23 protein-coding genes, 1 pseudogene and 2 riboswitches are annotated in these 26,534 nt (G+C 72.8%); of the genes and pseudogenes, 10 read left to right on the top strand and 14 right to left on the bottom strand.

Annotated features, from left to right (window positions below):
* Positions 1 to 50 precede the first annotated feature (50 nt).
* The 4 genes from ACQ614_RS10380 to ACQ614_RS10395 all read right to left on the bottom strand — a co-directional run bounded on the left by ACQ614_RS10380 (position 51) and on the right by ACQ614_RS10395 (position 3,288).
* Complete coding sequence (locus ACQ614_RS10380) at positions 51 to 992, bottom strand: ROK family glucokinase (RefSeq protein WP_431678166.1); 942 nt, start codon at positions 990 to 992, stop codon at positions 51 to 53.
* A gap of 196 nt (positions 993 to 1,188) precedes the next feature.
* A complete protein-coding gene (locus ACQ614_RS10385; protein WP_431678167.1) occupies positions 1,189 to 1,476 on the bottom strand; it encodes a DUF5304 family protein in 288 nt (95 codons plus the stop codon).
* A gap of 204 nt (positions 1,477 to 1,680) precedes the next feature.
* Positions 1,681 to 2,847, bottom strand: a complete 1,167-nt coding sequence (locus tag ACQ614_RS10390) for an ArsA family ATPase (protein ID WP_431678168.1) — start codon at positions 2,845 to 2,847, stop codon at positions 1,681 to 1,683.
* Positions 2,848 to 2,853: 6 nt separating this feature from the next.
* Positions 2,854 to 3,288, bottom strand: coding sequence for an SRPBCC family protein (locus ACQ614_RS10395; RefSeq protein ID WP_431678169.1), 435 nt, complete (start codon positions 3,286 to 3,288; stop codon positions 2,854 to 2,856).
* Positions 3,289 to 3,606: 318 nt separating this feature from the next.
* Between ACQ614_RS10395 and ACQ614_RS10400 the strand changes: the two genes are divergently transcribed.
* The gene (locus ACQ614_RS10400; RefSeq protein WP_431678170.1) at positions 3,607 to 5,400 is read left to right on the top strand and encodes an AMP-dependent synthetase/ligase; all 1,794 of its coding nucleotides are present in this window, start codon (positions 3,607 to 3,609) and stop codon (positions 5,398 to 5,400) included.
* Positions 5,401 to 5,483: 83 nt separating this feature from the next.
* Here ACQ614_RS10400 and ACQ614_RS10405 read toward each other — a convergent pair whose 3' ends face one another.
* Positions 5,484 to 6,617, bottom strand: a complete 1,134-nt coding sequence (locus tag ACQ614_RS10405) for a glycosyltransferase family 4 protein (RefSeq protein WP_431678171.1) — start codon at positions 6,615 to 6,617, stop codon at positions 5,484 to 5,486.
* 191 nt (positions 6,618 to 6,808) lie between these two features.
* Between ACQ614_RS10405 and ACQ614_RS10410 the strand changes: the two genes are divergently transcribed.
* Entirely contained in the window at positions 6,809 to 8,191 is a 1,383-nt protein-coding gene (locus tag ACQ614_RS10410; RefSeq protein ID WP_363489331.1) for a glycosyltransferase 87 family protein, read from the top strand.
* Between the two features lie 125 nt (positions 8,192 to 8,316).
* The gene (locus ACQ614_RS10415; RefSeq protein ID WP_431678172.1) at positions 8,317 to 9,243 is read left to right on the top strand and encodes a carbohydrate kinase family protein; all 927 of its coding nucleotides are present in this window, start codon (positions 8,317 to 8,319) and stop codon (positions 9,241 to 9,243) included.
* A gap of 36 nt (positions 9,244 to 9,279) precedes the next feature.
* Here the strand turns inward: ACQ614_RS10415 and ACQ614_RS10420 are convergent, their stop codons facing one another.
* From ACQ614_RS10420 to ACQ614_RS10445, 6 genes and pseudogenes are all read right to left on the bottom strand, one after another.
* Positions 9,280 to 10,440 carry a hypothetical protein gene (locus tag ACQ614_RS10420; protein WP_431678174.1) on the bottom strand — a complete coding sequence of 387 codons (1,161 nt, stop codon included), beginning with the start codon at positions 10,438 to 10,440 and terminating at the stop codon, positions 9,280 to 9,282.
* Positions 10,441 to 10,616: 176 nt separating this feature from the next.
* Positions 10,617 to 11,684 (bottom strand): NlpC/P60 family protein, encoded by a 1,068-nt coding sequence (locus tag ACQ614_RS10425; RefSeq protein WP_431678175.1) that lies wholly within the window; start codon positions 11,682 to 11,684, stop codon positions 10,617 to 10,619.
* 237 nt (positions 11,685 to 11,921) lie between these two features.
* On the bottom strand, positions 11,922 to 12,989 hold the full coding sequence (locus ACQ614_RS10430; protein WP_431678176.1) for an NlpC/P60 family protein: 1,068 nt from the start codon (positions 12,987 to 12,989) through the stop codon (positions 11,922 to 11,924).
* Positions 12,990 to 12,999: 10 nt separating this feature from the next.
* A riboswitch (cyclic di-AMP (ydaO/yuaA leader) is annotated at positions 13,000 to 13,190 on the bottom strand.
* 358 nt (positions 13,191 to 13,548) lie between these two features.
* The gene (locus ACQ614_RS10435) at positions 13,549 to 14,577 is read right to left on the bottom strand and encodes an NlpC/P60 family protein (RefSeq protein ID WP_431678178.1); all 1,029 of its coding nucleotides are present in this window, start codon (positions 14,575 to 14,577) and stop codon (positions 13,549 to 13,551) included.
* A 179-nt stretch (positions 14,578 to 14,756) separates the two neighbouring features.
* Positions 14,757 to 16,111: pseudogene (locus ACQ614_RS10440) on the bottom strand (NYN domain-containing protein).
* Positions 16,112 to 16,337: 226 nt separating this feature from the next.
* Positions 16,338 to 16,610 (bottom strand): hypothetical protein, encoded by a 273-nt coding sequence (locus tag ACQ614_RS10445; RefSeq protein WP_363489319.1) that lies wholly within the window; start codon positions 16,608 to 16,610, stop codon positions 16,338 to 16,340.
* A 149-nt stretch (positions 16,611 to 16,759) separates the two neighbouring features.
* Between ACQ614_RS10445 and ACQ614_RS10450 the strand changes: the two genes are divergently transcribed.
* Positions 16,760 to 17,605, top strand: a complete 846-nt coding sequence (locus ACQ614_RS10450; RefSeq protein ID WP_431678180.1) for a rhomboid family intramembrane serine protease — start codon at positions 16,760 to 16,762, stop codon at positions 17,603 to 17,605.
* Positions 17,602 to 17,883 carry an Lrp/AsnC ligand binding domain-containing protein gene (locus ACQ614_RS10455; protein WP_363489315.1) on the top strand — a complete coding sequence of 94 codons (282 nt, stop codon included), beginning with the start codon at positions 17,602 to 17,604 and terminating at the stop codon, positions 17,881 to 17,883. Before ACQ614_RS10450 ends, ACQ614_RS10455 begins: the two co-directional genes overlap by 4 nt.
* 153 nt (positions 17,884 to 18,036) lie before the next feature.
* Here ACQ614_RS10455 and ACQ614_RS10460 read toward each other — a convergent pair whose 3' ends face one another.
* The 3 genes from ACQ614_RS10460 to ACQ614_RS10470 all read right to left on the bottom strand — a co-directional run bounded on the left by ACQ614_RS10460 (position 18,037) and on the right by ACQ614_RS10470 (position 21,405).
* Positions 18,037 to 19,407, bottom strand: coding sequence for an aminotransferase class V-fold PLP-dependent enzyme (locus tag ACQ614_RS10460; RefSeq protein ID WP_431678182.1), 1,371 nt, complete (start codon positions 19,405 to 19,407; stop codon positions 18,037 to 18,039).
* A gap of 49 nt (positions 19,408 to 19,456) precedes the next feature.
* Positions 19,457 to 19,574: riboswitch (SAM riboswitch) on the bottom strand.
* Between the two features lie 199 nt (positions 19,575 to 19,773).
* Positions 19,774 to 20,847, bottom strand: a complete 1,074-nt coding sequence (trpD, locus tag ACQ614_RS10465) for an anthranilate phosphoribosyltransferase (protein WP_431678184.1) — start codon at positions 20,845 to 20,847, stop codon at positions 19,774 to 19,776.
* A gap of 132 nt (positions 20,848 to 20,979) precedes the next feature.
* Positions 20,980 to 21,405 carry a hypothetical protein gene (locus ACQ614_RS10470; protein WP_431678185.1) on the bottom strand — a complete coding sequence of 142 codons (426 nt, stop codon included), beginning with the start codon at positions 21,403 to 21,405 and terminating at the stop codon, positions 20,980 to 20,982.
* A gap of 322 nt (positions 21,406 to 21,727) precedes the next feature.
* Between ACQ614_RS10470 and ctaE the strand changes: the two genes are divergently transcribed.
* From ctaE to ACQ614_RS10495, 5 genes are all read left to right on the top strand, one after another.
* Positions 21,728 to 22,348, top strand: coding sequence for an aa3-type cytochrome oxidase subunit III (ctaE, locus tag ACQ614_RS10475; RefSeq protein ID WP_431678186.1), 621 nt, complete (start codon positions 21,728 to 21,730; stop codon positions 22,346 to 22,348).
* A 155-nt stretch (positions 22,349 to 22,503) separates the two neighbouring features.
* Entirely contained in the window at positions 22,504 to 23,310 is an 807-nt protein-coding gene (qcrC, locus tag ACQ614_RS10480) for a cytochrome bc1 complex diheme cytochrome c subunit (RefSeq protein ID WP_431678187.1), read from the top strand.
* Positions 23,311 to 23,318: 8 nt separating this feature from the next.
* A complete protein-coding gene (qcrA, locus tag ACQ614_RS10485) occupies positions 23,319 to 24,371 on the top strand; it encodes a cytochrome bc1 complex Rieske iron-sulfur subunit (RefSeq protein WP_431678188.1) in 1,053 nt (350 codons plus the stop codon).
* Positions 24,368 to 26,026, top strand: a complete 1,659-nt coding sequence (qcrB, locus tag ACQ614_RS10490; protein ID WP_431678189.1) for a cytochrome bc1 complex cytochrome b subunit — start codon at positions 24,368 to 24,370, stop codon at positions 26,024 to 26,026. The genes qcrA and qcrB overlap by 4 nt, the downstream gene beginning before the upstream one ends.
* 122 nt (positions 26,027 to 26,148) lie before the next feature.
* Positions 26,149 to 26,517 carry a GntR family transcriptional regulator gene (locus ACQ614_RS10495; RefSeq protein WP_431678190.1) on the top strand — a complete coding sequence of 123 codons (369 nt, stop codon included), beginning with the start codon at positions 26,149 to 26,151 and terminating at the stop codon, positions 26,515 to 26,517.
* The last annotated feature ends 17 nt before the right edge of the window (positions 26,518 to 26,534 follow it).

Consider the following 26,534-nt stretch of genomic DNA (forward strand, 5'->3'; position numbering starts at 1 on the left):
AGGCGGGGCCGGGAAGGGTCCCGGCCCCGCCTCCGTGCGGGAACGTGCTGTCAGACGCGCGCGAGGTCCGCGGCGCCGGCGATGCCGGCGGCCGAGCCCATGGTGGCGAGCACGACCTCGGCGCGCGGGCGGTGCGCGCCACCGGTCAGGTAGTTCTCGAAGGCCGCGGCGACCGGGTCGAGCAGCAGGCTGCCCGAGTCGGAGACGCCGCCGCCGAGCACGAAGACGCCCGGGTCGAAGAGCGCGGCCAGGTCGGCCATGCCGCGGCCGAGCCAGTCGGCGAGCTCCGCGTAGCACTCCAGGGCGAGCGGGTCGCCCTCGGCCGCGGCCTCGGTGATGTGGATGCCGCGGATGGTCTCGGCGACGCCGTCGTTGAGCTCCAGCATGCGCTTGCCGGCGATCGGGTCGCCGGCGGCCCTCTCGCGGCCGTAGCGCCGCAGGGCGCGGCCGGAGCCGTACTGCTCCCAGCAGCCCAGGCCGCCGCAGCCGCAGGCCAGGCCGTCGGGGACCATGTTGAGGTGGCCGATCTCGCCGGCGACGCCGAAGCGGCCGCGGTGCATCCGGCCGTCGAGGACGATGCCGCCGCCGATGCCGGTGCCGACGGTGATCAGGACCATGTCCTCGTAGTCGGCTGCGGCACCGAAGCGGAACTCCGCCCAGGCGGCGCAGTTCGCGTCGTTCTCGACGACGGTCTCCAGGCCGGTGAGCTCCTCGACGCGCTGCTTGAGCGGCTCGTTCTCCCAGTCGATGTTGGGGGCGAAGATCACCGTGGAGCGGTCGCGGTCGACGAAGCCCGGGGCACCGACGCCCACGGCGGAGACCTCCGGGTACTCCTCCTTGAGCTCGCGCACGGCCTGCGCGATCGCGTCGACCGCCCACTGGGGGTCGGCCGGGGTGGGTACCCGGGTACGCGCCAGGATCTCGCCGGTCTCGTCGACCACGCCGGCCGCGATCTTCGTCCCGCCGACGTCGACGCCGATGGTCAGAGCCATGTGTCCCTCAGCTATTCACTCGTTCCCGCTGAGCGGAACGGTACCCGCTGAGCAGTCCTCTCGTACACAGTGCGGCATACATTAACCGAAGACAATTTCTGGATAGAGCGGTCGTGCGCGTTCAGAAGTCGTAGACTTCGTACCTTTGAGTGATGCAGGAAGGCGCCAGGGTCACCTCCCCTGACCTGCGAGTTCACTAGTTGTCGGTGGTCTGGTCCAGGTCGATCCGCTCGGCCTCGGCGTGTCCGGCACCGGCCCAGCGCTGTTCATGACCTGAGACGGCAGCGCGGTACGCAGCGACCAGTTCGCCGCCCGCCGCGGCAAGATGTCCGTACACCTCCGGGTTCTGCTCGCGCAGCCGGACGCCGTACTCGAGGGCCTTGCCGCCGAGCGCGAGGGCGAACTTCCGCACCTCGTCGACCAGCGGTCCGAGCTCCGCACCGAGGTCCTGCCCGCTCGTGCCGTCCGCCTTCTCGTCCGCCATCCGGCGCCTCCCTCAGTGGGTTCCCAGTGGGTCCTCAGTACGACTTCGGTGCGTCGCCGGCCCGGGTCGGGGCCGCCCGGGCGCGGCCCGGGCCGGGGCCCAGACGCTACCGGACGGCGCACCGAAGGCCGTCCGGCGTACCGGATGCACACCGGGCGCGCACAGTCCTCCCGCACGCCCCGGCACATCGGCTGTGCGCGGGTCTCAGCCGCGCGGCCAGAGCGCAGGGTCCGGCGCGAACCGCACCGAGAGCACTCCGCCGGTGAGCCCGGCGCCGCTCACGGTGCAGCGGCGCAGCGCCGAGGGCAGCGGCAGCAGGCGGCGGTACCCGCCGGCGCCCACCACCAGTTCGTCGCCGCGGCGCACCAGCTCCAGTCCGGCGCGGTCCGCGCCGGGCAGCGCCAGGTGCCAGACCAGCAGGCCGTCCGCGGCGAGCCGGTCCTCGACCCAGGGCTCCGGCGCCTCGCCGGGTTCGGGTTCGCCCGCCGCGTACAGCTGGCCGGCGATCTCCTCCAGGGCGACCTCGGGCCACTCGGCGGTGAGCAGCGGGACGCCGCCGAGTTCGGCGGCCAGCTCGGTGAGGCGCTCGTTCTGGCGGGCGGCCCGGCGGGCCAGCCAGGGGTCGGGCGAGGAGGCGGCGGCGGCGGGCAGCACCCGGTGGGCGACCACCGAGTCCAGTCGGCGGCCGTGCAGGGCGAGGCCGGCGCGGATGCGGCGCAGTTCCCCGGCGCCGTGGGCGTCGGCGTCCACGACCAGGCGGACGGAGGTGCCGGGTGCCTCGACGACGGCGCGCGCCTCGGCGAGTGCGGCGGAGGCGGCGGCCCTGGCCTCGAAGAGCCAGTCGGCGGGCATCGGGACGCCGGCCAGGGCGGCGAGCAGCGGGCGCAGCGCGCGGGCGGCCTGGCGCTGCTCGGGCAGGAGGCGGTCCAGGTAGCGGTCGAGCTGCTCGGGCAGGGCGAGGATAGCGAGGAGTTCGGCCGGCGGCGGGCCGGCGACCACGACGGTGTCGGCGTCGGCACTGCGCAGGGCGCGCAGCAGGGCGAGCTGCCGGGTGCCGGGCAGCGGGGTGAGCTCCTCCGGGTCGAGCGGCTCGGCGCCGATCAGGTCGAGGGCGGGGGCGATCCGGGCGCCGAAGCCGTCGAGGGCGCTGCGCAGCGCGGCCTGCTCGTCGATCCTGGCGACCGCGAGGCGCTCGGCGTACGGGGCGGGGGCGTCGGTGAGCCGGGCGCCCAGCAGGTCGTCGAGGGTGCGGTGCGGGTCGTCGGCGGCGAGCAGCAGGGTCCGCCGGCCCTGGCCTGCGCTGTGCAGGGCGGTGGCGGCGGCGACGGCGGCCGAGCCCTCGCCGGTGACGAGGACGGTGCGCGGTGACACCCGGGGTCAGCCCTCGACGCGCTTCTTCAGACCGGCCAGGGCCCGGTCGATGATGACCTTCTCCGCCTTGCGCTTGATCATGCCGAGCATCGGGATCTTGACGTCGACGGCCAGCTGGTAGGTGACCTCGGTGCCGCCGCTCTTGACCGCGGCGAGGCTGTAGGAGCCGTCGAGGGCGCGCAGCATCTGGCTCTTCACCAGCGTCCAGCTGACCTCGCGGTCGCCCTCCCAGGTGTAGGCGAGGACGTGCTCGTCGCGGATGGCGCCGGCGTCGAGGACCAGGCGCACCTCGGCGCCGCGGCCCTCGGCGGTGGTGCTCAGCACCTCGATCTCCTTGACCTCGCCCGTCCACTCCGGGTAGGCGGCGAAGTCGGCGATCGCGGCCATCACCTCGGCCGGGGTCGCGTCGATGATGATGCTCGACCTGGTGTGCTCCGCCATCACGGCCCTCCGCGTCTGTTCAGATGTGCGCCCAGGGCAGGCTATCGCGCCCGCGGGTGCACGCCGGGCGCCGCCCTCGGCGTACGGGGTCGCGTTCCGGCTGCGGCGCACCGGCGGGAGCGGTCGGGCCGGGGCAGCGGGGCCGGACGGGGGCTGTCGGCGGATCGGGTTCCGGCTGCCGTAGGGTGCGAGTCGAAACCATTCCCACCGGCCTGCGCGGTGTGACTCTTCGAACAACGGAGCCGACAGCTCTGGTCGAATCCTGCTACCGGGCAGTAACGTCCTGCCGTCCCGCAGCGTCGCAGACGAGGAGCAGTCTTGCTCGAGTTCAGCCTTCCGGCCCGCTACCAGGTTCCGAGCGGCGGAAACCTCTCCGACCTGATCCACCAGAACGCCGAGCAGCACCCCGGCGTGGCCGTGATCAGCCGGAAGGTGGCCGGGCAGTGGCAGGACCTCACCGCGGCGCAGTTCCTGACCGAGGTTCACGCGGCGGCCAAGGGACTCATCGCCTCCGGCGTCGAGCCCGGTGACCGGGTCGCCGTCATGTCCCGTACCCGGTACGAGTGGACGCTCCTCGACTTCGCCGTCTGGTGCGCGGGCGCCATCACCGTGCCGGTGTACGAGAGCTCCTCCGCCGAGCAGGTCGAGTGGATCCTCGGCAACTCCGGCGCCGTCGCCGTCGTCACCGAGACCGCCGCCCACGCCGCCGTGGTCGCCGAGGTCCGGGACCGGCTGCCGCAGCTCCGGCACACCTGGCAGATCGAGGACGGCGCGATCGCCGCCCTCGCCGAGGCCGGTGCCGAGGTCTCCGACGCCACCGTCGCCGAGCGCCGCTCGGTGCCGAACTCCGACTCCATCGCCACCATCGTCTACACCTCGGGCACCACCGGCCGCCCGAAGGGCTGTCAGCTGACGCACGGCAACTTCCTCGCCGAACTCGGCAACGTCACCGCCCGCCTGGAGCCGCTGTTCCGCACCGGCGAGAGCTCCGTCCTGCTCTTCCTGCCGCTCGCCCACGTGCTCGGCCGGATCGCCGAGATCGCCGCCGCGATCGCCCCGATCAAGCTCGGCCACGTCTCCGACATCAAGGACGTCACCGCCGAGCTCGGCTCCTTCCGTCCGACCCTCATCCTCGGCGTGCCCCGCGTCTTCGAGAAGGTCTTCAACACCGCCCGCGCCAAGGCCCAGGCCGACGGCAAGGGCAAGATCTTCGACAAGGCCACCGACACCGCCATCGCCTACAGCCGCGCACTCGACGCCGGCGGCGCCGGGCTCGGCCTGAGGATCAAGCACTTCGTCTTCGACAAGCTGGTGTACACCAAGCTGCGGGCCGCCCTCGGCGGGCGGGCCACCCACGCCATCTCCGGCGGCGCCCCGCTCGGCGAGCGGCTCGGCCACTTCTACCGCGGCATCGGCTTCACCGTCCTGGAGGGCTACGGCCTCACCGAGACCTGTGCGGCTACCGCCTTCAACCCGCACGACAAGCCGAAGATCGGCACCGTCGGCCAGCCGCTGCCCGGCTCCTCGGTGAAGATCGCCGAGGACGGCGAGGTGCTCCTCAAGGGCCCCCAGATCTTCACCGGCTACTGGGAGAACCCGCAGGCCACCGCCGACGCCATGCAGGACGGCTGGTTCGCCACCGGCGACATCGGCTCGCTGGACGCCGAGGGCTACCTCACCATCACCGGCCGCAAGAAGGAGATCATCGTCACTGCGGGCGGCAAGAACGTCGCGCCGGCGGTGATCGAGGACCGCATCCGCGCGCACGCCCTGGTCGGCGAGGTCATGGTGGTCGGCGACCGCAAGCCGTTCGTCGCCTGCCTGATCACGCTGGACCCGGACTTCTTCGCCAAGTGGAAGGAGGTCAACGGGAAGCCCGCGGACGCCACCCTCACCGACCTGGCCGCCGACGCCGACCTGCTGGCCGCCGTCCAGGCCGCGGTGGACGACGGCAACCAGGCCGTCTCGCACGCCGAGGCCGTGAAGAAGTTCCGCCTCCTCGACACCGCCTTCACCGAGGAGAGCGGCCACCTCACCCCGTCCCTCAAGCTCAAGCGCAACGTCGTCCTCAAGGACTTCGCCGCCGAGGTCGAGTCCCTCTACCAGCGCTGAACCAGGGCGTGCGGCCGAGCACGAACAGGGGCGCGGGGAACCCGCGCCCCTTGTGGTTGCCCCGCAGCGCCCGCGGCCCGGGGTCAGGCCAGCAGCCCCGTGAGGCGCTGGGCCAGGAGGTCCCAGCGCCAGGAGCGCTCGACCCAGCGGCGGCCGGCCTCCCCCATGGTCTGCCGCAGCTGCTCGTCGTGGAGCAGCCGCACGATCCGCTCCGCGGCCGCCGCCGCCGACCGCCCCGGCACGACGTACCCGGTCTCGCCCTCGAGGACGGCGTCCGGTGCCCCGCCGGAGTCTCCGGCGACGACGGGCAGGCCGGTGGCGGAGGCCTCCAGGTAGACGATGCCGAGGCCCTCGACGTCGAGGCCGCCGCGGCGGGTCCGGCAGGGCATGGCGAAGACGTCCCCGGCGCCGTAGTGGGCGGGGAGCTCCTCCCAGGGGACGGCTCCGGTGAAGCGGACGGAGCCGGCGACGCCGCGGGCCTCGGCGAGCTTCTCCAGGTCGCTGCGGTAGGGCCCGCCGCCGACGATCAGCAGGACGGTGTCGGGCACGGCGGCGAGGATCTGCGGCATGGCCTCGATGAGGGTGTCCTGGCCCTTGCGCTTGACGAGGCGGGAGACGCAGACGACGACGGGCCGGTCGGTCAGTCCGAGCCTGGCGCGGATCCCGGCGCCGCCGGAGTCCGGCCGGAAGGTCTTCTCGTCGACGCCGGGGGGCAGCTGGACCATGCGCCGGGCGGCCTCGGGGCCGACCGCGTCGGCGATCCGGGAGCGGGTGTACTCGCCGAGGTAGGTGAGGGTGTCGGTGCCGGCGCCGATCCGGCGCAGCAGCTGGCGGGAGGCGGGCAGCTGGGCCCAGGCGGCCTCGTGGCCGTGGGTCATGCCGAGCAGCCGTTCGGCGCCGGCCCGGCGGAGGGCGGGGGCCATCAGGCCGAGCGGGGCGGCGGCGCCGAACCAGACGGAGCTGCAGCCCTCGGCCTTGAGTATCTCGGCGGCCCGCCGGGTCACCCGCGGGGTGGGCACCATCATCTTCGTCCGGTCGCGGATCACCGGGAACGGCTGCTGGGCGTCGAACCGGGCGACCTCGCTCCCGTCGCGCCAGGTGGATGCGTACACCACGATGGAACCCGGAGGCTGGCGCACGGCCATGTTGTGCACGAAGGCCTGGATTCCGCCCGGCCTGGGCGGGAAGTCGTTGGTGACGATGAGGGTCTTGTGCATGCCACGGCTCGCTCGGTCGGGGGTTGCTCGGTGCAGGGGTCGGTGATCCGTACCATAGGTCAACACCACGGCCCGCCGGGAACGAAGCGTTGCAGCGCAACCGTTTCCGCTCCGGGCCGGTCCTATGTCCCGGGGGCCTGTGTGCGGTTGCCACCCGCGACCGGCGGTAGCGAGACGAACGAGGGAGCGCAGTGGAGTTGGCCCCGACCGGGCGCACCGGCAGCACCAGCAGCACCGAGCGCCTCGCCCTCACCGGCTCTCCGCCTCCCGCGCCGGCCGGCGGCGCCCTGTGGGCGCTCGGGGTGTCCTGGGTGGCGACGCGGGCGCTGATCGTGCTGATGGCCGTGGGCGTACTGCGGATCTCGGGGACGGACGTCAGCTCCGACATCTCGGTGATCTACCACGGCTGGTACGAGGTGCTGCAGACCGGCACCTATCCGCTGGACGACGTGACCTGGCAGTACCCGCCGGGTGCGGCCCTGGTGATCCTGCTGCCGGGGGTGCTGCCCTGGTCGTACCTGGTGTCCTTCTTCGTGCTGTGCGGGCTGTTCGACGCGCTGACGGTGGGTGCGCTGATGCGGGTGGGCACCCGCCGGGGCCGGAGCTTCACCGGGGCGTGGATGTGGGTGGCGGGTGTGCCGCTGCTCGGCCCGACGGTGTACTGCCGGTACGACATCGTGGTGACGGCGATCGCGGTGGGCGGCCTGCTGCTGGTGCTGCGCAGGCCGGCACTGGGCGGTGTGCTGCTGGGCCTGGGCGGTCTGGTGAAGGTGTGGCCGGTGCTGGCGCTGGCGGGGACGCCGCGCGGGCGGCGCACCCGGCGGGCGTGGACGGCCGCGGCGGCGACGGCTGCGGCGCTGGGCTTCCTGCTGACGGCGGGGATGAACGGGGCGTTCGAGTTCCTGACCTTCCAGAAGGAGCGCGGCATCGAGGTGGAGTCGCTGGGCGCGCTGCCGCTGCACTTCGCCAAGCTGGCCGGTGCCTGGGACGGCCAGGTGACGATGAACTACGGCTCGCTGGAGATGCTCGGCCCGTGGGTGCCGGTGGTGTCGAAGGTGTGCGTCGCGGGCACGCTGCTGGGCTTCGGCTGGCTGCTGCTGTGGCGGCTGCGGGCGGTGCGCTGGCAGCCGTCGACGGCGTACGACGCGGCGCTGGCGGCGCTGCTGGTGTTCACGGTGACGAGCCGGGTGATCAGCCCGCAGTACCTGGTGTGGCTGGTGGGCCTGGCGGCGGTGTGCCTGACCGTGCGGGGCACCCGGCAGAAGCCGGTGGCGGTGCTGATCCTGGTGGCGACGGTGCTGACCACGGTGGAGTTCCCGATCCTGTTCGGTGCGGTGCAGCGCAGCGAGCCGTGGGGCGTGGCGGTGCTGACCGCGCGCAACCTGCTGCTGCTGGCGGCCACCGTGGTGTCCTGCCGCAGGCTGTGGCGCTCCACCCGCGGGCCGGACGCGCAGGCCACGCTGGTGCTGCCGCCGGAGCCGCCGGTGCAGGGGTACCCGGTGCGCCCGGGCATCGCGTACGAGCAGGCGCTGCTGGACGATCTGGACAGCCCGCGGACGGCGCCGACCTCGTGACCGGCCGGGGCGTGCCCCGCACCTCCGAGAGCCATCGCTGAAAGTTTCTGCAAAGCCTTGCAGCCATGTCGGCGCCCCTGGCAGCATCGTGCCCCGTCAGCCGATGCCGCCTGTGGAGGGCCCGCATGCCCGAGAGCTCCGATTTCGACGTCCTCGTGGTGGGCGGTGCGGGCGTGGACACCATCGTCCGCGTGGACCGCCTGGAGATCCCCGGCTCCGACTCCGTCGGGGTGCCGCCGGTCCACGACTACGCGGGCCACACCGGCAGCGGCGTCGCACTCGGCTGCCACCGGCTGGGGCTGCGCACCAAGTTCCTCGACTTCCTCGGCGACGACCCGCAGGCCGAGCTGGTGCTGGCCGCCTTCCGCCGCGCCGGCCTGGACTTCAGCCACCTGGTCTCCCCCGCCGGCACCCCGCGCGGGGTGAACCTGGTGGACGCCGACGGCCTGCGCTTCTCCTTCTACGACGGCCGGCACCCCGCCGACCTGCGGCTGCCGTCCGACTTCTACCTGCCGTTCCTGGAGCGGGCCCGGCACGTGCACCTGTCGATCACCAACATCAACCGGGACATGCACCCGGACATCGAGCGGCTCGGTGCGACCAGCTCCACCGACCTGCACGCCTGGGACGGCGTGAACGAGCACCACCGGCACTACGCGCTCCGCGCCGATCTGGTCTTCCTCTCCGCGGCGGGCCTGGGCGGCCGGCCCGAGGAGGTCATGCGCGGGGTGCTGGCCGGGGGCCGGGCCCGCCTGGTGGTGGCCACCGCAGGCGCCGACGGCAGCTACCTGCTGGAGCGCGGCGAGACCGAAGTCCGGCACGTGCCCGCGGTCGACCCGGGCCGCCCGGTGGTGGACAGCAACGGCGCCGGCGACGCCTTCGTCAGCGGCTTCCTCGACTCCTGGCTGGCCGGGCGGCCGGCCGAGGAGTGCATGCTGGCGGGCTCGGTGGCCGGGGCGCACGCCTGCACCACCGCCGGCACGCACGGCGGCCTGATCGACGCCGAGGGCCTGGCCGCCGGGCTCGCGGCGGCCAAGACCGGCCGGCCATAGGGACTCCGGCGTCGCCGCCCCCGTTGCCGGCCGGTCTCAGCGACGCAGCTGACGCACCAGTTCGGCCGCCCAGGCCTTGGTGAAGGCGGGGAGGTCGAGGCCGAGCTCGGCGCGCAGCACGGCCTCGAGCCTGGCCGGATCGCCCATGGCGCCGACCTCCCGGTAGAGCCGGACGAGCCGCTGCGGGCCGTACCTGTTCGCGATCATCTCGCAGGCCAGCCAGGCCTGTTCGTAGGCCTGGGCGATGCCGGGGGCGCCGGCGGCGAAGTCGGCGTCGGCGGGCAGCGCGGTGGGCACCCGGCCGGCGGCGACGTCCCGGCCCAGCTCGGGCGCGATCTGCTTCGGGGTGCGGCCGGCCCCGCGGTAGCCGGTGTAGTCGGCGGCGCCCTCGGAGAGCCAGAGCGGCGTCCAGCTGCGGGTGGCGGCGCGGGTCGCCACATGGGTGGCCTCGTGGGTGACGACCACCCGGCGGCCGAGGTCGCTGAGCCCGCGGAACGCCTCCGGGTTGACCAGCACCCGGTCGGCCGGGGTGGCGGCGGGCTCGCCGCCGGCGGCCACGGTGACCGCGGCGATGCCCTGGTACGACCCTGCGGCGACGTCGAGCATCCGGGCGAACTGGGGCTCGGTCGCGGGGCTGAGCAGCAGCAGCCGGCCGGGCCAGCCGTCGCCCCACAGCTCGGAGACGGCCGGCACGGCGCGGTCGGCGACGGAGGCCAGGTCGGCGAGCTCCTCGGCCGTTCCGAGGCCGAGGACGAGGGAGCGCTCGCCCCGGGCGACCCGGGTCTCGCCGAGGTCCCAGAGGGCGGCGCTGCCGTCGGGCTCGTCCCCGGAGAGCAGCCAGCCGGCGGGGGTGCGGTCGAAGGTGAGGCGGCGCGGGAGGACGGCGGGATGCTCGTCGATGCCGCGCAGCCGGTGGGAGAGGCCCGCGGTGACGGTGAGCCGCCCGTCGGGGCCCGGTTCGCCGATCTCGCTGATCCGGTACTCGACCGCGGAGAAGGGCACGGCGGCGACCCTGGCGGCGGCCCGGTCCTGGGCGGCGCGGGCGGCCGGGGCGGTGCCGGCGAGCAGCGCGGCGCGGTCGGCGCGCAGCAGGGCGCGGGCCCGGTCGGCGAGCACGTCGTCGATCCGGGCCCGGATGCCGGCGTTCGGCACGCCCTGCGGCAGCAGGGCTGCGGCCCGCAGGTCGGCGGCGGGCACGGCGCGGGGTGCGGACAGCTGGAGGAGGCCGCCGGCGGCGAGCAGCAGCGCGGCGCGCCGGGAGAGCCGCCCTCCGGCGGGAGGTGCGGAACGGCCCGCCGCGGAATGCCGGGGCAGGTCGGTGACCAGGGGCTCGGCCTCCCCGCCGGACGGGCCGGGCTGCCGGTGGACGGTGCTCAGACCCGCACCACCCCGCTGACGGGCATGGCGTTGACGCTCTCGTAGCGGACCCGGGCGCCCGGGTAGGGGGCGTGCACGACGACGCCCCCGCCGGCGTACATGCCGACGTGGTGCATGTCCCTGTAGAAGATCACCAGGTCTCCCGGTTGCGCCTCGGACAGGCTCACTCGCCGCCCCGCGTTCGCCTGCGCCTGCGAGGTGCGCGGCAGGGAGACTCCGGCCTGCCGCCAGCTCCAGTACATCAGACCGGAGCAGTCGAAGGTACGAGGGCCGGTCGATCCGTACACATACGGAGAACCGATCTTACTGATGGCGGCGGCCAGTGCGGTAGCCGCGCGCCCGGAGGAGGCCGGCCGGTCGCCGAGGTCGGGGCGTTCGGGGCCCCGGGCGGCGCGGCGGGCCGCGGCGGCGTCGTCGTCCTCCGCCAGCCGGGCGCGCTCGGCGGCGGTGAGGCCGCCGAGCAGCCGCTGGGCGTCGCCGAGCCGCTGCCGGATCTCCTCCTTGCTCGCGGCGAGGGAGCGGCGGACGTCCTCCAGCTCGGCGAGCTTGGAGGTGGCCTCGGCGCGCCGCTGGTCGAGCCTGCGCTGGCGCTCGAGGACGCGGTGCAGGGTCTCGCCCTGGCGGCCGGCGGCCTGGTCGAGGGCGCGGGCCCGGGTGAGGTACGCGGCCGGGTCGGACTCCAGCATCAGCCGGACGGCCGGGTCGAGGCCGCCGTCCCGGTACTGCGCGGCGGCGGCGGTGGCGAGGTCGGTGTAGAGGCCGTTGAGCTCCTCCTGCCCGGTGGCGACCTGCTCCTGGAGGTGGGTGGCCTCGTCCTGCAGCCTCCGCTGCTCCTCCTGGGCGGCGTTCGCCCGTTCGCTGGCCTGCTCGGCCTCGTCGTAGAGCCGGTCGACCCTGGACTTGACGTCGGCCGTCCGCCGGGAGGGGTCGGTCGGCGCTGCGGGGGCGCCCCAGGCGCCGGTGCCGACGGAGGCGCCCACGGCGGTGGTGGCCGCGGCGGTGAGTACCAGCGCTCGGGCGAGGGCGTGACCGCCCGGCAGTTGGGGGCGACGGTGCACGGACATGCGGCGGCGGCTCCGTTCCTGCGGCCGGACGCCCGCGGCCGCCCCGACGGGCGGTCGTCCTCGCGGAGGTCCGGGGGCAGACGTTAGCGAGTCCCGCCGATCTAGTCCAAACCCTGCCATCCGCGAATATTTGACCTTCAATCGGACATTCGGCCGAATCGGCCCACCTGCCTGCGGGAACGGCCGCGGGCCCGGCCCCTGGGGAGCCGGGCCCGCGGCAGGCCGCCGGACGGGACGTCAGACCCGCACGATCGCCGAGATCGGCATCGCGGTCGCCGAGACGTAGCGGACCACCGCGCCGGTGTGCGGCGCGTGGATCACCTGGCCGCCGCCCACGTACATGCCGACGTGGTGCCGGTCGCCGTAGTAGATGACCAGGTCGCCGGGCTTGGCGTTGGCGATGTTGGTGCCGACGTTGGTGCCCGCACCGGCCTGCGACTGCGAGGTCCGCGGGATCGACACGCCGGCCTGGCGGTACGCCCACTGCATCAGACCGGAGCAGTCGAACTGGTTGGGGCCGGTGGCTCCGTACACGTACGGGGAGCCCAGCTTGGACTTCACGGCCTCGATCGCCCGCGCGGTGTAGGACCCGGTCGGCACGTCGGCGGTGCCGAGGTCGGTACGGGTGGTGTCGCGCGAGGCCCGGTCGGCGGTGGACTTGGCGGCAGCCGCGGCACGGGCCTCGGCGGCGGCCAGATCGTCCTTCTCCTTCTGGGTGAGGGTGTTCAGCAGGGCACTGGCCTTGGCCAGCTTGCCCTGGAACTCCTCCTTCTTGGCCTTGAGGGCCCGGGTGCTGGTGTCCAGCTCGGCGAGCTTGTGCTCGGCCTCGGTCTTCTGGACGTCCAGCTTGGCCTGCTCGGCCTTGAAGGACTTGAGCGTGTCGGCCTGGGTCGCATTCATCCGGCTGACCGCCCCGGCCTGGCCGAGGAAGTCGCCGGGGTTGCTGGAGAGCATCAGCTTGACCGTGGGCGAGATGCCGCCGTCGCGGTACTGCTGGGCGGCCACCTCGGCGAGGCGGCCCTGAACGCCGCTCACCTCCGCCTGCTGGCGGGCGACCTGGTCCTGGAGCTGGGTGACCTGCTTCTGCAGGTCCTGCTGCTTCTCGGTCGCCGCGAGGTACTCCTCGTTGGCGGCCTCGGCCTGCTCGTTGAGCTGGTCGACCTGGGCCGCGACCTGCTCCTTGGTGGGTGCCGGGTCGGCGTACGCACCGGTCTGCGAGGAAAGTGCCACCGCAGTGGCGGCTGCCGCAGTCAGGATCGAGGCGCGGGTACGGCCGACGGGCTTGGGACGACGATGGGACGCCACGAAGGCGGACTCCTTCTTCCTCACACCGCCTACCGGGTGAGCTGACGGGTTCGGGCCGGAAGCATTGCCCTACGACGCCTCACGGCCACCCCTGCACGGTCCGCGGTCCGATCCGCGGCCCGGCCGGCGCGGCCGACCTGACGCCGATTCACCCCGGGGGAAACGTGGTTCCCCGGCTCCGTTCGACAGCGCCCCCGCAGGGGCTCCCCGTGGGCAGTCGGACTGCCCTGCTGCGTCGCGGACTCGGCGGTGACCGCCACCGTCGCCCGGGTTGGGCGCTCGACTGTGCGGCGGTCCGTGGGTCATGACCCTAGTAACCGATCCGTGATCCGTTCAAATCCTTGTCAGAAAAACATCGGGGGAATGTTGTCGTGAAAATGTGATTGCGACTGCCCGTGACCGATAATCCACGCTCGGCTGACGAGTTTTCACCGCACGCCCGACAAAGCCGACGCCCGGGCGTGTCGGAGATCACACAGTGATCACGACGCGCCCGGGCGTGTCATGCGACGTCAGAAACGCCGCAGGTGAGGCATATGTCTGAATTGCTACCGATGGGTCAGACGCGGCGAATGGTCTTGATCGGCAGGATGTCCGCATCCATCAGCTTCACCACGTCGCCGGTGCGCGGCGCGTGGACGACGAGGCCGTTGCCGACGTACATGCCGACGTGGTGCGCGTCCGAGTAGTAGATGACGAGGTCACCCGGCTGGGCGGCGGCCAACGAGGGGACGCGGGTGCCGACGCTCGCCTGCGACTGCGAGGTGCGCGGCAGCGACACGCCGGCCTTGGCGTACGCCCACACCATCAGGCCGGAGCAGTCGAAGGAGTTCGGGCCGGTGGCGCCCCAGACGTACGGGGTGCCGCGCTTGCCCATCGCCGCCGAGACGGCGGTCGCCGCGTAGCCCGCGGCCGGCGGCAGGCTGCCGACGTCGTAGCGGTCGTCGCTGCGCGAGGCGCGGTCGCTGCCGAGGATCGCGGCGCGCTCGGCGGCGGTCAGCGTGCTCAGCAGGCGCTGGGCCTCGGAGAGCTTCTTCTGGACGTCCGCCTTGGCGTCGTTCAGCGCCTGGGTGGAGTTGTCCAGCTCGGCGAGGATGGCCGCGGCCTCCTGCTTCTGCTGGTCCAGCCGGCGCTGCTGGTCCCGCAGGCCCTTCAGCGTGGACGCCTGGGTGTCGGTGGCCTGCTCGTTGCTGGACGCCCGGTCGAGGTAGTTGTCCGGGTTCGAGTCCAGCATCAGCGCGACCGTCGGGTCCACGCCACCGGTGCGGTACTGGTCGGCCGCCACCGCGGACAGGCCGGACGCCACCTGGGAGAGCTGCTCCTGGCCGCGGGCGATCTGGTCCTGCAGCTGGTCGGCCTGCTTGCGGAGCTGGTCGGCCCGCTCCTTGGCGCCGTTGTACTTCTCGGCCGCCTGCTCCTGCTCCTCGAGCAGCTTGTCGACCTGGACCTTCACCTCGTCCTTGCTCGGCTTGGCCGGCGCGGCGTGTGCGGCGGCCTGGGCGGAGAGGGCGACCGCAGTCGCGGCGGCAGCGGTGAGCACGGTGACCCGCGCGCGGCTCGGCTGCTTGGGACGGCGGTGGGAGGCCAAGGGACTAGCTCCTTCTTCCTGCTGGACTCACCCGATCGAGTGGACGTCCGGAAAATAGGTTTGACGCCAGACCCTAGTGAAGATCCGCCCTCGGCGCCACTCCCCGCCCGGGCGAACTTGTCGCGCGGACCCGGATTTCACCACCCCGACACAACCCCGCCACCTGGGCCGACGGCCCGTCAGGGCCTGGCGAGCCGGTTGAGCAGCAGAATCGACGCGACCGGACGCGCTCCCGCCTTCCGCACGCCGTCCGCGACCTCCTTGTCGGTGGAGACCACCACGACCGGCCGGCCCTGCGGCTCGGCCCGCACCAGGCGGCGGATCAGTTCGTCCGCGGTCTCCCCCGTGCGGCTGAAGCGGACCCGGACCCCGCGCGGCGGCGCCATGATCACCGGAACGTCCAGGTCCTGCCCGTCGAAGACGCAGGTCACCTCGGCCTGGGTGCGCTGCGCCAGCATCGCCAGCCCGCCGAGCAGCCGCATCCGCTGCTGCTCCAGCGGCAGCGCCGGATAGCCGGTCTTGGTCACGTTGTAGCCGTCCACCACCAGATGCACCTGAGGGATCGCCAGCAGCTGGTCGAGCAGCGCCGGGTCGTCCTCGGCCAGCCCGCGCCGGGCCACGTCGTGCGGGTTCGCCGAACCGGGCTCCACCGCGTCCACCAGATCGGCTGGCCGCAGCTGGGAGACCGGCAGCGCCAACTCCCGCTGCAGGCCCTGCGCCGACTGGAGCACGGTGTCGAGCAGCAGCCGCAGCCGCATGTCCTCCACGCTCCGGCCCTCGCGCGCCGAACGCGGCCGGCCTCGGCGGCCGTCTCCAGCTCGGTGATCCGGTGCCGCAGCCGGCGCGCCTCGCCCTCCGCCGCACTGCGCTCGGCCGCGGCGGCGGCCCGGGCGGCGTCCAACTCGGCCTGCAGCTTGCGGACCTCCGCCTGCGCGCGCCGGGTGTCGCTCTCCAGGGAGCGGACGCGCTTGCGCAGCGACTCCGCCTCCCGGCGCACCCCCTCCGCGTCGGCCCGCTGCCGCTCCAGGTCCGCCCGGGCCGAGGCGCGCACCTCGGTGAGCTCCGCCTGGAGCTTCTCCACCACCCGGGCGGCCTCCGCGGCGGCGCCCTCGGCGTCCGCCCGCTCGACCTCGTCCCCCGCGTCGACGACCAGCCGGCTCCAGCCGACCGGGCGCAGCAGGTAGGCGGCGGCTGCCACGTCCATCGGATCGGCGGCGGCCGGAACGGTCCCGGACTCCAGCGCCTTCACCAGGTCGGGCTGTCCGAGCCGCAGCCGATCGGCTATCCGGACCCGGAACACCGGCTCCGCGTCCAGCGCCGCGGCCAGCGCGGTCCCCGCGTACTTGGCCCGCCGGGCGGGGGTGAACTTGGCGTACGGGCGCAGGCCGGACGGCAGCTCGCCGACCGGGATGGCACCCAGGGCGTCGGCGGCGATGCCCACCACACGGCGGCGCACCCCTTCGGGCAGCGGGCGGTCCAGCTGCTCGGACGGCGCGTCCCCGGCCGTCGGCCCGGCCCCGGGAGCGTCCGGCAGCTCCGCGTCCGCAGCGGGCTGCTGCCCCTGCGGCTCGGCCGGCCCGCTCGCTGCGTCCACCACGTCCTCGGCTCCGATCCTGCTCCCCGGGCCCGCGCGGCCGGTGGCCGCTGCCCTCGAATGCACCGCTCTGTGCAATTGTCCCGTCTACCGTGCCCAGCCGGGCACCGCGCCACACACCCCGGTGGCGCAGGAGCTCCACCGGGGTGTGTCGGAAGCGGAAGGCTCAGGCCTTCGACTCGTCCTCGGCCTGCTCCGCGGCGGCCTCGGCCCCGGGCCGGGCCACGAGCTCGACCTGGTCGACGGCGTTGCACCAGCGGCAGCGGACCGACTCGAGGGTCTCGCTGAGCACCTCGGTCTCCTCCACCTTCGACTCGCCGCTGAGGTCGAAGTGCAGGTACTCCACCACCCGGGCCGAGCGCGTCACGTCGAAGCGGGTGAGGTTCCCGCAGAGCGTGCAGCGCCAGCGAGTCTCGGCGGTGGGGGCGGCGATGGTCATCGGAGGTCCTCTCGGATGGTCCCGGGTCCGGTCGTCCAAGCCTATTGCGTACGGCCCGGCCGACGGTCACCGGTCTTGGGGAACGGACAGGTCACCCGCTTGCAGCAGCGGCCGGTTCGCGGCGCGGGCTCCGAGGAATGCTCGCCGGTATGGCCGTCCCCGCCCCCGTCCCCGCACCGGTGCGCGAACCGGCGGGTGCCGGCGCCGGGGCCGCTGCCCGCACCCCGCTGGTCACCTACACGCTGATCGCACTGAGCGCCGTCGTCCTGCTGGCCGGCCCCAGCTTCGGCCTCAACCCGCGGTACGGCACCGGCAACGCCCGGGTCTGCGCCGAGCAGCGCTTCGAGCAGCGCTGGGGCGCAGTCCCCGCCGAACTGCTGGCCGGCCGTCCGCTGGACGCCGGCCGGCTGGCCGCCCTGCCGCCGGCGGTACCGGGCTGCACGCTCTCCCCCACACCGCACAAGATCCCGTTCCTGTCGGTGCTGAGCTCGCTGTTCGTCCACGCGGGCTGGCTGCACCTGGTCGGCAACCTCCTCTTCCTCTATGTGTTCGGCCCCGACCTGGAGGGGCGCCTCGGCCGGCTGCGCTTCCTCCTCTTCTATCTGGGGGTCGGCTACCTGGCGACGTACGGCTGGGCGCTGGCCGAGGCCGACTCCGCGGAGTCGGCGCGCGCACTGGTCGGCGCCTCGGGCGCGATCGCCGGGGTGCTCGGCGGCTACCTGCGGCTGTACCCGAGGGCCCGGGTGACCACCCTGGTGCCGCTGCTGCTCTTCCTGCCGCTGCGGTTCCCGGCCTGGCTGGTGCTCGGCCTGTGGTTCGCCCTGCAGTGGTGGCCGCTCGGCCCGGCGGTGCCCGGGGTTGCGTACCTGGTGCACGTCATCGGCTTCAGCGCGGGCTGGCTGGCGGTGTGGGCGGCGGGCCTCCGGCAGGGCAGACGGGCCCGGCCGACGGCCGATACGCTGAGCCGTACCCCACACACAGGAGCCGAAGAGTGATCACCGCGATCGTCCTCATCAAGACCAGCGTCGACCGGATCCCCGAGATCGCCGAGGCGATCGCCGCGATCGAGGGCGTCAGCGAGGTCTACTCGGTGACCGGCAGCTACGACCTGGTGGCGATGGTCCGGGTGCGCCGGCACGAGGACCTCGCCGAGGTGATCCCGGGTCAGGTCAACAAGGTGCCGGGCGTCGAGCACACCGAGACCCAGATCGCCTTCCGCACCTACTCCCAGCACGACCTCGAGGCAGCCTTCGCCCTCGGCCTCGACGAGTAGTAAGAGGGGCAACCACCCAGGGGGCGGTTGATTCAGGGGCGCGGGGAACTGCGCAATCAGGGAGTGGGCCGCCGTGAGAAATCGGCAGACCCCTGATTCGTACGGTGGCCCGCATCCGAATTGCGCAGTTCCCCGCGCCCCTGGTGGTGACGCTCATGCCCTGGGCGCCGAGGTGGCGGGAACGCAGCGGCCGCCCTCGTTGCGGTAGGTCCAGCGGGCGCCGTCGGTGACCAGCTCGCGGACGGCGGCCAGGAAGCGGTCCACGTGCTCCACCGGAGTGCCCGCGCCGAAGCTGACCCGGATCGCGTTCAGGCTCCGCTCCCCGGGCAGCGAGGGCTCCGGCGCACCGCACTCGGAGGGCGCGGCCTCCTCCCCGCCGAGCAGGGTCCGCACCAGCGGGTGCGCGCAGAACAGGCCGTCCCGCACGCCGATCCCGTACTCGGCGGAGAGCGCCGCCGAGAAGTGCGAGCTGTTCCAGCCGCGGACGACGAAGGACAGCACCCCGACCCGGGCCGAGCCCTCGCCGAACAGGTTGAGCACCCGGACCTCGGGGATCGCGGCCAGCCCGTCGGTCAGCCGCTCGACCAGCGCCTGCTCGCGCGCCTCCAGCGCGTCGAACCCGGCCTCGGCCAGCGCCCGGCAGGCCGAGGCGATCGCGTAGGCGCCGATCACGTTCGGCGAACCGGCCTCGTGCCGGGCCGGACCGCTGTGCCACTCCACCGCCACCGAGCCGTCCGCCTCCCGGGCCACCGTACGGCTGGCGCCGCCCCCGGCCAGGTACGGCTCGGCCGCGTCCAGCCAGTCGCTGCGCCCGGCGAGCACGCCGGCGCCGAACGGCGCGTACAGCTTGTGGCCGGAGAACGCGACCCAGTCCACGCCGAGTTCACGGACCGACAGCCGGTGGTGCGGGGCGAGCTGGGCGGCGTCCAGGACGACCCGGGCGCCGTGCCGGTGGGCGGTCTCGGTGAGCTCGGCGATCGGCCACAGCTCGCCGGTGACGTTGGACGCCCCGGTGACGCACAGCAGGCGCGGGCCGTCCGGGGTGCCCGCGGCGAGCGCGGCGTCGAGGGCGGCGACCGCCTCTGCGCGGGAGCGCGGGGCCCGGAGGTACTCCACCGTCAGACCGGCGTGCCGCCAGGGCAGCAGGGAGGCGTGGTGCTCGGTCTCGAAGGCGTAGACGCGGGTGCCGGCGGGCACCGCGCCGGCCAGCAGGTTGAGCGAGTCGGTGGTCGCGCGGGTGAACACCACCTGGTCGTCCTCTCGCAGGTCGAGGAAGTCGGCGACGGTGCGGCGGCTCTGCTCGAACAGGTCGGTGGAGAGCTGCGAGAGGTAGCCCGCGCCGCGGTGGACGCTGCCGTAGTAGGGGGCGTAGGCGGCGATGTCGTCCCAGACGCGCTGCAGGGCGGGGGCGCTGGCGGCGTAGTCGAGGGCGGCGTAGCCGACCTTCTCACCGGTGGCGAGCGGGACCTGGACGTCGTGGCCGAGGACGGCGAGGGGGGCGCAGATCCGGGTGGACAGCGACATGAGGATGCACTCCTTCACGGGGTGGGGACCCCGGGGATGCATCGCCGGAAGTCCGCGCTTGCCACGCGGACGGTCTGCCGCACGGCCCGGTCCTCACCCAGGGCACCCCGCCACGGACGGAGGGTTGCCGGACAGCAAGCTGGGGCTTGACGCTGCCACTCATGACCTGTCGAGGACTCTAGGTGACCCCGGCGACACCGGTCAACCCGACACCCGGCGCCAACCACCAAAGGGGCGCGGGGATCTGCGCGACTCGGAAGGCAACGGTCCGCACCTCCCGCCTCGCGCAGTTCTCCCCCGGCCTTCGGCCGGGAGGTGCCCCCACGCGCCCCTCAGTGGCTTGCCACTCAGCAGTCCCGGCTCGCCCTACTTGCTGGTCGCCTCGGCCCAGCGCTCGAGCGTGGCCTCGGCAGCGCCCGAGTCGATGGCGGCGGCCGCCCGCTCCATGCCGGCCGCGAGCTGCTCGGTGAGCGGGGCGTCCGTGAGGTCGAGTGCGGTGAGTGCGGCGGCCGTGTTGAGCAGGACGGCGTCCCGGACGGGCCCCTTCTCGCCGGCGAACAGCCGCCGTGCGACGCCGGCGTTGAACTCGGCGTCCGCTCCCCGCAGCGCCTCGATCCCGGCGAGCTCCAGCCCGACGTCCCGAGGGTCGAAGGAGGTCTCGGTGATGGTGCCGTCCTTGACGATCCACACGTGCGAGGTGGTGCAGACGGTGAGTTCGTCGAGGCCGTCGTCGCCGCGGAAGACCAGGGCGGAGGCGCCCCGGCGGGCGAGGACGCCGGCGATCAGCCCGGCGAGGCGGGTGTCGAAACAGCCGACGGCGTGCGAGGTGACCCGGGCCGGGTTGGTCAGCGGGCCGAGGATGTTGAAGGCGGTGGGCACGCCGAGGCCGGCCCGGGCGGTGGCCGCGTGCCGCATCGCGGGGTGGAACTTCGCGGCGAAGCAGAAGGTGAGGCCGACCTCCTCGGCGACCTCCGCGACCCGCCGGGCGCCGAGGTCGAGGCTGATGCCGAGCTTCTCCAGGACGTCGGAGGAGCCGGAGGCCGAGGAGGCGGCCCGGTTGCCGTGCTTGACGACCTTGGCACCGGCCGCGGCCGCGACGATCGCGGACATGGTGGAGATGTTGACGGTCTTGGCGCGGTCGCCGCCGGTGCCGACGATGTCGACGGCGGGGCCGGGGATGTGCAGCGGTTCGGCGTGCGCGTACATCGCGTCGACCAGGCCGGCGATCTCCTCGACGGTCTCGCCCTTGGCCCGCAGCGCGACCATGAAGCCGGCCACCTGGACGGGCGAGGCCTCGCCGCTCATGATCTGGTCCATCGCCCAGGCGGTGTCCGCCTCTGCGAGGTCCTCGCCGCGCAGCAGTGCCGACAGGACGTCCGGCCAGGTGCGGACCACCTGCACGGGGTCCTCGCCGCCGTTCGCAGGGTTCACGTTCACCATGGCCGACTCCAGCTCTCATCGGTAGTGCGCCGATACAGGGGACGGAGTCAGCCTAGCGAGCGGCGGCGGGCGGCCGCGCCGATCCCGCCGTCCCTTCTCTCCTGGTGAGACGGGTGGTCGCCGCGTGCCCGGTCAGTGGTGGGCGGGCGTCCGCTTGGCGATCCGGGCGCGGAGCAGGGTGGCCGCGGCCTCGGCGAGGGCCACCGGGTCGACGGGCTGGGCGATGGCGGCGTCGGCGCGGCTCCAGGCGGCGAGCCAGGAGTCCTGCGGCCGGCCGATCAGCACGAGGACGGGCGGGCAGCCGTAGATCTCGTCCTTGAGCTGGCGGGTGAGGCCGAGGCCGCCGGCCGGGACGGCCTCGCCGTCGAGCACACACAGGTCGATGCCGCCCTTCTCCAGGGCGCGCAGCACGGCCGGAGTGGTCGCGCACTCCAGGTACTCCACGGCCGGGAGGTCCGCGGCGGGCCTGCGGCCGAGTGCCAGGGTCACCTGCTCGCGGGTGTTGCGGTTGTCGCTGTAGACGAGAACGGTGAGCGTCTCGTCGGTCGTGTGCGCCATGGGCCCTGCTCCCGGGTGCTCGTCCTCTTATATGTGCCGCGCCGAACGGCCCAGTGTGATCCGGGCCACGTCCGTCTTCGGATGCTACTCCGGAGGGCGGCTTCCGGTGAGCCCCTGACGCGATCTCTCTCAAGTCGCCGCGCACGGATCTCACCCGCTCGGGGTACCCGGGGTCACCCGTATCGAACAACCGTCAGAAAACGGACGGCCCGACGGCCGGGCGCGGCGCGTTCCGGCAGGTCGCAACCAGGGGGGCCTACCTCACGCACCGGACACTCCGAGGAGCACCCCCGGCGTGAAGACGGAATAAGGGACCGACATAATGTCCGTCGTGGCGACAGCAACAGCAACAGAAACCGGACACGCGCACGGAGCGGTCAACAGGCCGAACCTGGTCAGCGTCGGAACCATCGTCTGGCTGAGCTCGGAGCTGATGTTCTTCGCGGCCCTGTTCGCGATGTACTTCACGCTCCGCTCGGTCATGGGCCCAGAGTTCTGGACCGAGAAGGCGGACGCCCTCAACGTGCCGTTCTCCTCGGTGAACACCACGATCCTGGTGCTCTCTTCCCTCACCTGCCAGCTCGGCGTGTTCGCCGCCGAGCGCGGTGACGTCAAGAAGCTCCGCTCGTGGTTCTACATCACCTTCGTGATGGGTGCGATCTTCATCGGCGGCCAGGTCTTCGAGTACACCGAGCTGGTCAAGGTGGACGGCCTGACCCTGTCCTCCGACCCGTACGGCACGGTGTTCTACCTGACCACCGGCTTCCACGGTCTGCACGTGACGGGTGGTCTGATCGCCTTCCTGCTGGTCCTGGGGCGGACGTACGCCGCCAGGCGGTTCACGCACGAGCAGGCCACCGCCGCGATCGTCGTGTCGTACTACTGGCACTTCGTCGACGTCGTGTGGATCGGCCTGTTCGCGACCATCTACCTGATCAAGTAAAGGCTGATCAGGTCGCTGGCCGCCGGCCGGAGAGCACCCGCCCCGAGCGGGAGCCCCGCCGACCAGTCCGCCCCGACCCGGGTACCGGCCCCGAGCAGACCGGCCCCTCGGGCGCAGCCACCCAGCCGACCAGATCCTGACACCGGGGTTAATCCGTGAAAAAGCTCTCCGCACGACGGCGCCACCCACTGGCGGCGCTGGTCGTCCTACTTCTCGCCCTGGCGGCCACCGGGGGGCTGTACGCCGCGTTCGCGCCCGCCGAGAAGGCGCAGGCCGACACCTCCGCGCAGTCGCTCGCGATCGACGAGGGCAGGAAGCTCTTCGCCGTGGGCTGCTCCTCCTGCCACGGCCTCGACGGCCAGGGCACCTCCGACGGCCCCAGCCTGGTCGGCGTCGGCTCCGCCGCGGTCGACTTCCAGGTCGGCACCGGCCGCATGCCGGCCCAGCAGAGCGGCGCCCAGGCGCCCTCGAAGAGGGTCGTCTACTCCCAGGCGCAGATCGACCAGCTGGCCGCCTTCGTGGCCTCGCTCGGCCCCGGCCCGGTCGCTCCGACCAAGGAGCAGTACACCTCCACCGACCCGAACGACGTGGCCAAGGGCGGCGAGCTCTTCCGGACCAACTGCGCCCAGTGCCACAACTTCGCCGGTAAGGGCGGTGCCCTGACGAAGGGCAAGTACGCCCCGACGCTGGAGAACACCTCCCCGAAGCACATCTACGAGGCCATGCAGACCGGCCCGCAGAACATGCCGTCGTTCCCCGACACCACCATGCCGGAGGAGCAGAAGAAGCAGATCGTGGCCTGGGTCAGCCACACCAACGACGAGCCCAACCCCGGTGGCCTGTCCCTGGGCAGCCTCGGTCCGGTGACCGAGGGTCTGTTCGGCTGGATCTTCGCCCTCGGTGCGCTCATCGTGACCGCGATCTGGGTCGCCGCCCACACCACCAAGGCCAAGAAGTCATGAGCCACGAGATGTCTGACGAGAAGCTGCCGGAGCCGCACGGCTCCGAAGGGCACGAGGTCGCCGTCCACGGCGACCCGTTCGCCGACCCCGGTCTGCCGGCCCACGAGCCGCGCCGGACCGACATCGACGAGCGCGCCGCCAAGCGCGCCGAGCGGCAGGTCTCCCTGCTGTTCATCGTCTCGATGCTCGCCACCGTCGGGTTCATCGCCTCGTACGTGGCCATCGACATCGACAAGATCGTCTACATCTTCCCGCTGGGCCACGTCAGCGCGCTGAACTTCGCGCTCGGCATGACCCTCGGTGTGGCGCTCTTCTGCATCGGTGCGGGTGCCGTCCACTGGGCGCGCACCCTGATGTCGGACCACGAGATCCCGGCCGAGCGCCACCCGATCGAGGCCGACGACGAGCTGCGTGCCGACGTCATCGAGCAGTTCCGGACCGGCGCCGCGGAGTCCGGCTTCGGCCGCCGCAAGATGCTGCGCAACACCCTGATCGGCTCGATGGCCCTGGTGCCGCTGTCCGGCGTCGTGCTGCTGCGCGACCTCGGCCCGCTGCCCGAGGACAAGCTGGCGCACACCGGCTGGCGCGTGGCCACCCCGGCCAAGCCGCTGCCGCTGATCAACATGAACACCAACGAGCCGATGAAGCCCGAGGACATCGTGGTCGGCTCGCTGACCTTCGCCAAGCCCGAGGGCCTGGAGGAGGACCAGGAGTTCTTCCAGCAGCAGATCGCCAAGGACGCCCTGATGATCGTCCGCATCGCGCCGGAGGACATCAAGGACAAGAACTCCGCCGAGCTCGGGTTCGAGGGCATCCTCGCCTACTCGAAGATCTGCACCCACGTCGGCTGCCCGATCAGCCTCTACGAGCAGCAGACGCACCACGCGCTCTGCCCCTGCCACCAGTCGACCTTCGACCTGGCGGACGGCGCGCGCGTCATCTTCGGCCCGGCCGGCCACCCGCTGCCGCAGCTGAAGATCACCACTGACGAGAAGGGCTTCCTGGTCGCCACCGGCGACTTCCAGGAGCCCGTCGGCCCGAGCTACTGGGAGCGGCCGTGAGCACCGCGAACAGCGCCAACAGCGGCGCCTCCAAGCCGGCCAGCACCCGCGCCAAGCCCGCGAACAAGTTCGAGGCTGCCGCTGACTGGACGGACGGACGGCTGGGTATCTACACCCTCGCCAAGTCCAACCTGCGCAAGATCTTCCCGGACCACTGGTCCTTCATGCTTGGCGAGATCTGCCTCTACACCTTCATCATCATCATCCTGACCGGCGTCTACCTGACGCTGTTCTTCCAGCCGAGCATGGCCGAGACCGTGTACCACGGTTCGTACGCCCCGCTCAACGGCATCCGGATGTCCGAGGCGTACGCCTCGACCATGGACATCAGCTTCGAGGTGCGCGGCGGTCTGCTGATCCGCCAGATCCACCACTGGGCGGCGATCGTCTTCGTCGCCGCGATGCTGGTGCACATGATGCGCGTCTTCTTCACCGGCGCGTACCGCAAGCCGCGCGAGATCAACTGGCTCTTCGGCGCCGGTCTGCTCTTCCTCGGCATGTTCGACGGCTTCATGGGCTACTCGCTGCCGGACGACCTGCTGTCCGGTACCGGCATCCGCTTCATGGAGGGCGCCATCCTGGCGGTGCCGATCGTCGGCACCTACCTCCAGTTCTTCCTGTACGGCGGTCAGTTCCCCGGCACCGACATCGTGCCGCGGTTCTTCACCATCCACGTGCTGCTGATCCCGGGCATCATGCTGGGCCTGCTGGTGGCCCACCTGATCCTGGTCTTCTACCACAAGCACACCCAGTTCGCGGGCCCCGGCCGCACCGAGAAGAACGTCGTCGGCATGCCGCTGATGCCGGTCTACATGGCCAAGGCCGGTGGCTTCTTCTTCCTGGTGTTCGGCGTCATCGCGGCCGCCTCGGCGATCGCGACCGTCAACCCGATCTGGGCGTACGGCCCGTACCGCCCCGACCAGGTGTCCACCGACGCCCAGCCGGACTGGTACATGGGCTTCTCCGAGGGCCTGATCCGCGTCATGCCGGGCTGGGAGATCCGGGCCTGGGGCCACACCCTCAACCTGGGTGTGTTCATCCCGCTGATGGTCTTCCCGCTGGTCCTGGCCGTCATCTGGCTGTACCCGTTCCTCGAGTCCTGGGTCACCGGTGACAAGCGCGAGCACCACATCGCCGACCGCCCGCGCAACGCGCCGGTCCGCACCGGCTTCGGTGCGGCCTGGATCAGCCTCTACGTGCTGCTGCTCATCGGCGGTGGCAACGACCTGATCGCGACGCACCTGCACCTGTCGATCAACTCGATCACCTACTTCGTCCGGGTCGGCTTCTTCGTCGTGCCGGTGCTGGTCTTCTTCATCACCAAGCGGTGGTGCCTGGGCCTGCAGCGCCGCGACAAGGACAAGGTGCTGCACGGCCGCGAGAGCGGCATCATCAAGCGCCTGCCGCACGGCGAGTTCGTCGAGGTCCACGAGCAGCTCCCGCAGGACAAGCTGTACAAGCTCACCGCGCACGAGCAGCCGCAGCCGATCGAGCTGCCGGCCGAGGTCGACGAGAACGGTGTCGCCCGCAAGGTCGGCCGCATCGCGAAGACCCGCGCCAAGCTCTCCGGGGCCTTCTACGGCGAGGGCGCCCAGATCGCCAAGCCGACCGCCGAGGAGCACCACGAGATCACCAGCGGCCACGGCCACCACTGATCCCGTACTGATCGCCACGGTCCGAGGGCCCCTGCCGAATCCGGCAGGGGCCCTCGGCCTTTCCCTGTCCGCGCGGGCCGCGGAGGGCCCGGCACCGCCCGGTGCCCTGTCACAATGGCCCTGTGCAGCTGAGCATCGATCACACCGCCGCCACTCCCCCGTACGAGCAGGTGCGGAGCCAGATCGCGGAGCAGGCCCGCAGCGGGGAACTGCCCGTGGGGCTGAAGCTCCCGACCGTCCGCGCACTGGCGGAGGAGCTGGGCCTGGCCGCGAACACCGTCGCCCGGGCCTACCGGGAGCTGGAGGCCGACGGCGTGGTGGAGACGCACGGCCGGCGCGGCACGACGATCGCCGCGACCGGCGACAGCGCCCACCGGCTGGCCGCGGCGGCGGCCGCCGAGTTCGCCGAGCGGGTGCACCGGCTGGGCCTCACCCGGGACGAGGCGCTGGCCGCGGTCGACACGGCCCTCCAGGTCGCCTTCCGGGGATGAGGCCCGGCGGGGTGGCG

It is taken from the genome of Kitasatospora dryopteridis, from assembly GCF_050749075.1.
Lineage (GTDB): Bacteria > Actinomycetota > Actinomycetes > Streptomycetales > Streptomycetaceae > Kitasatospora.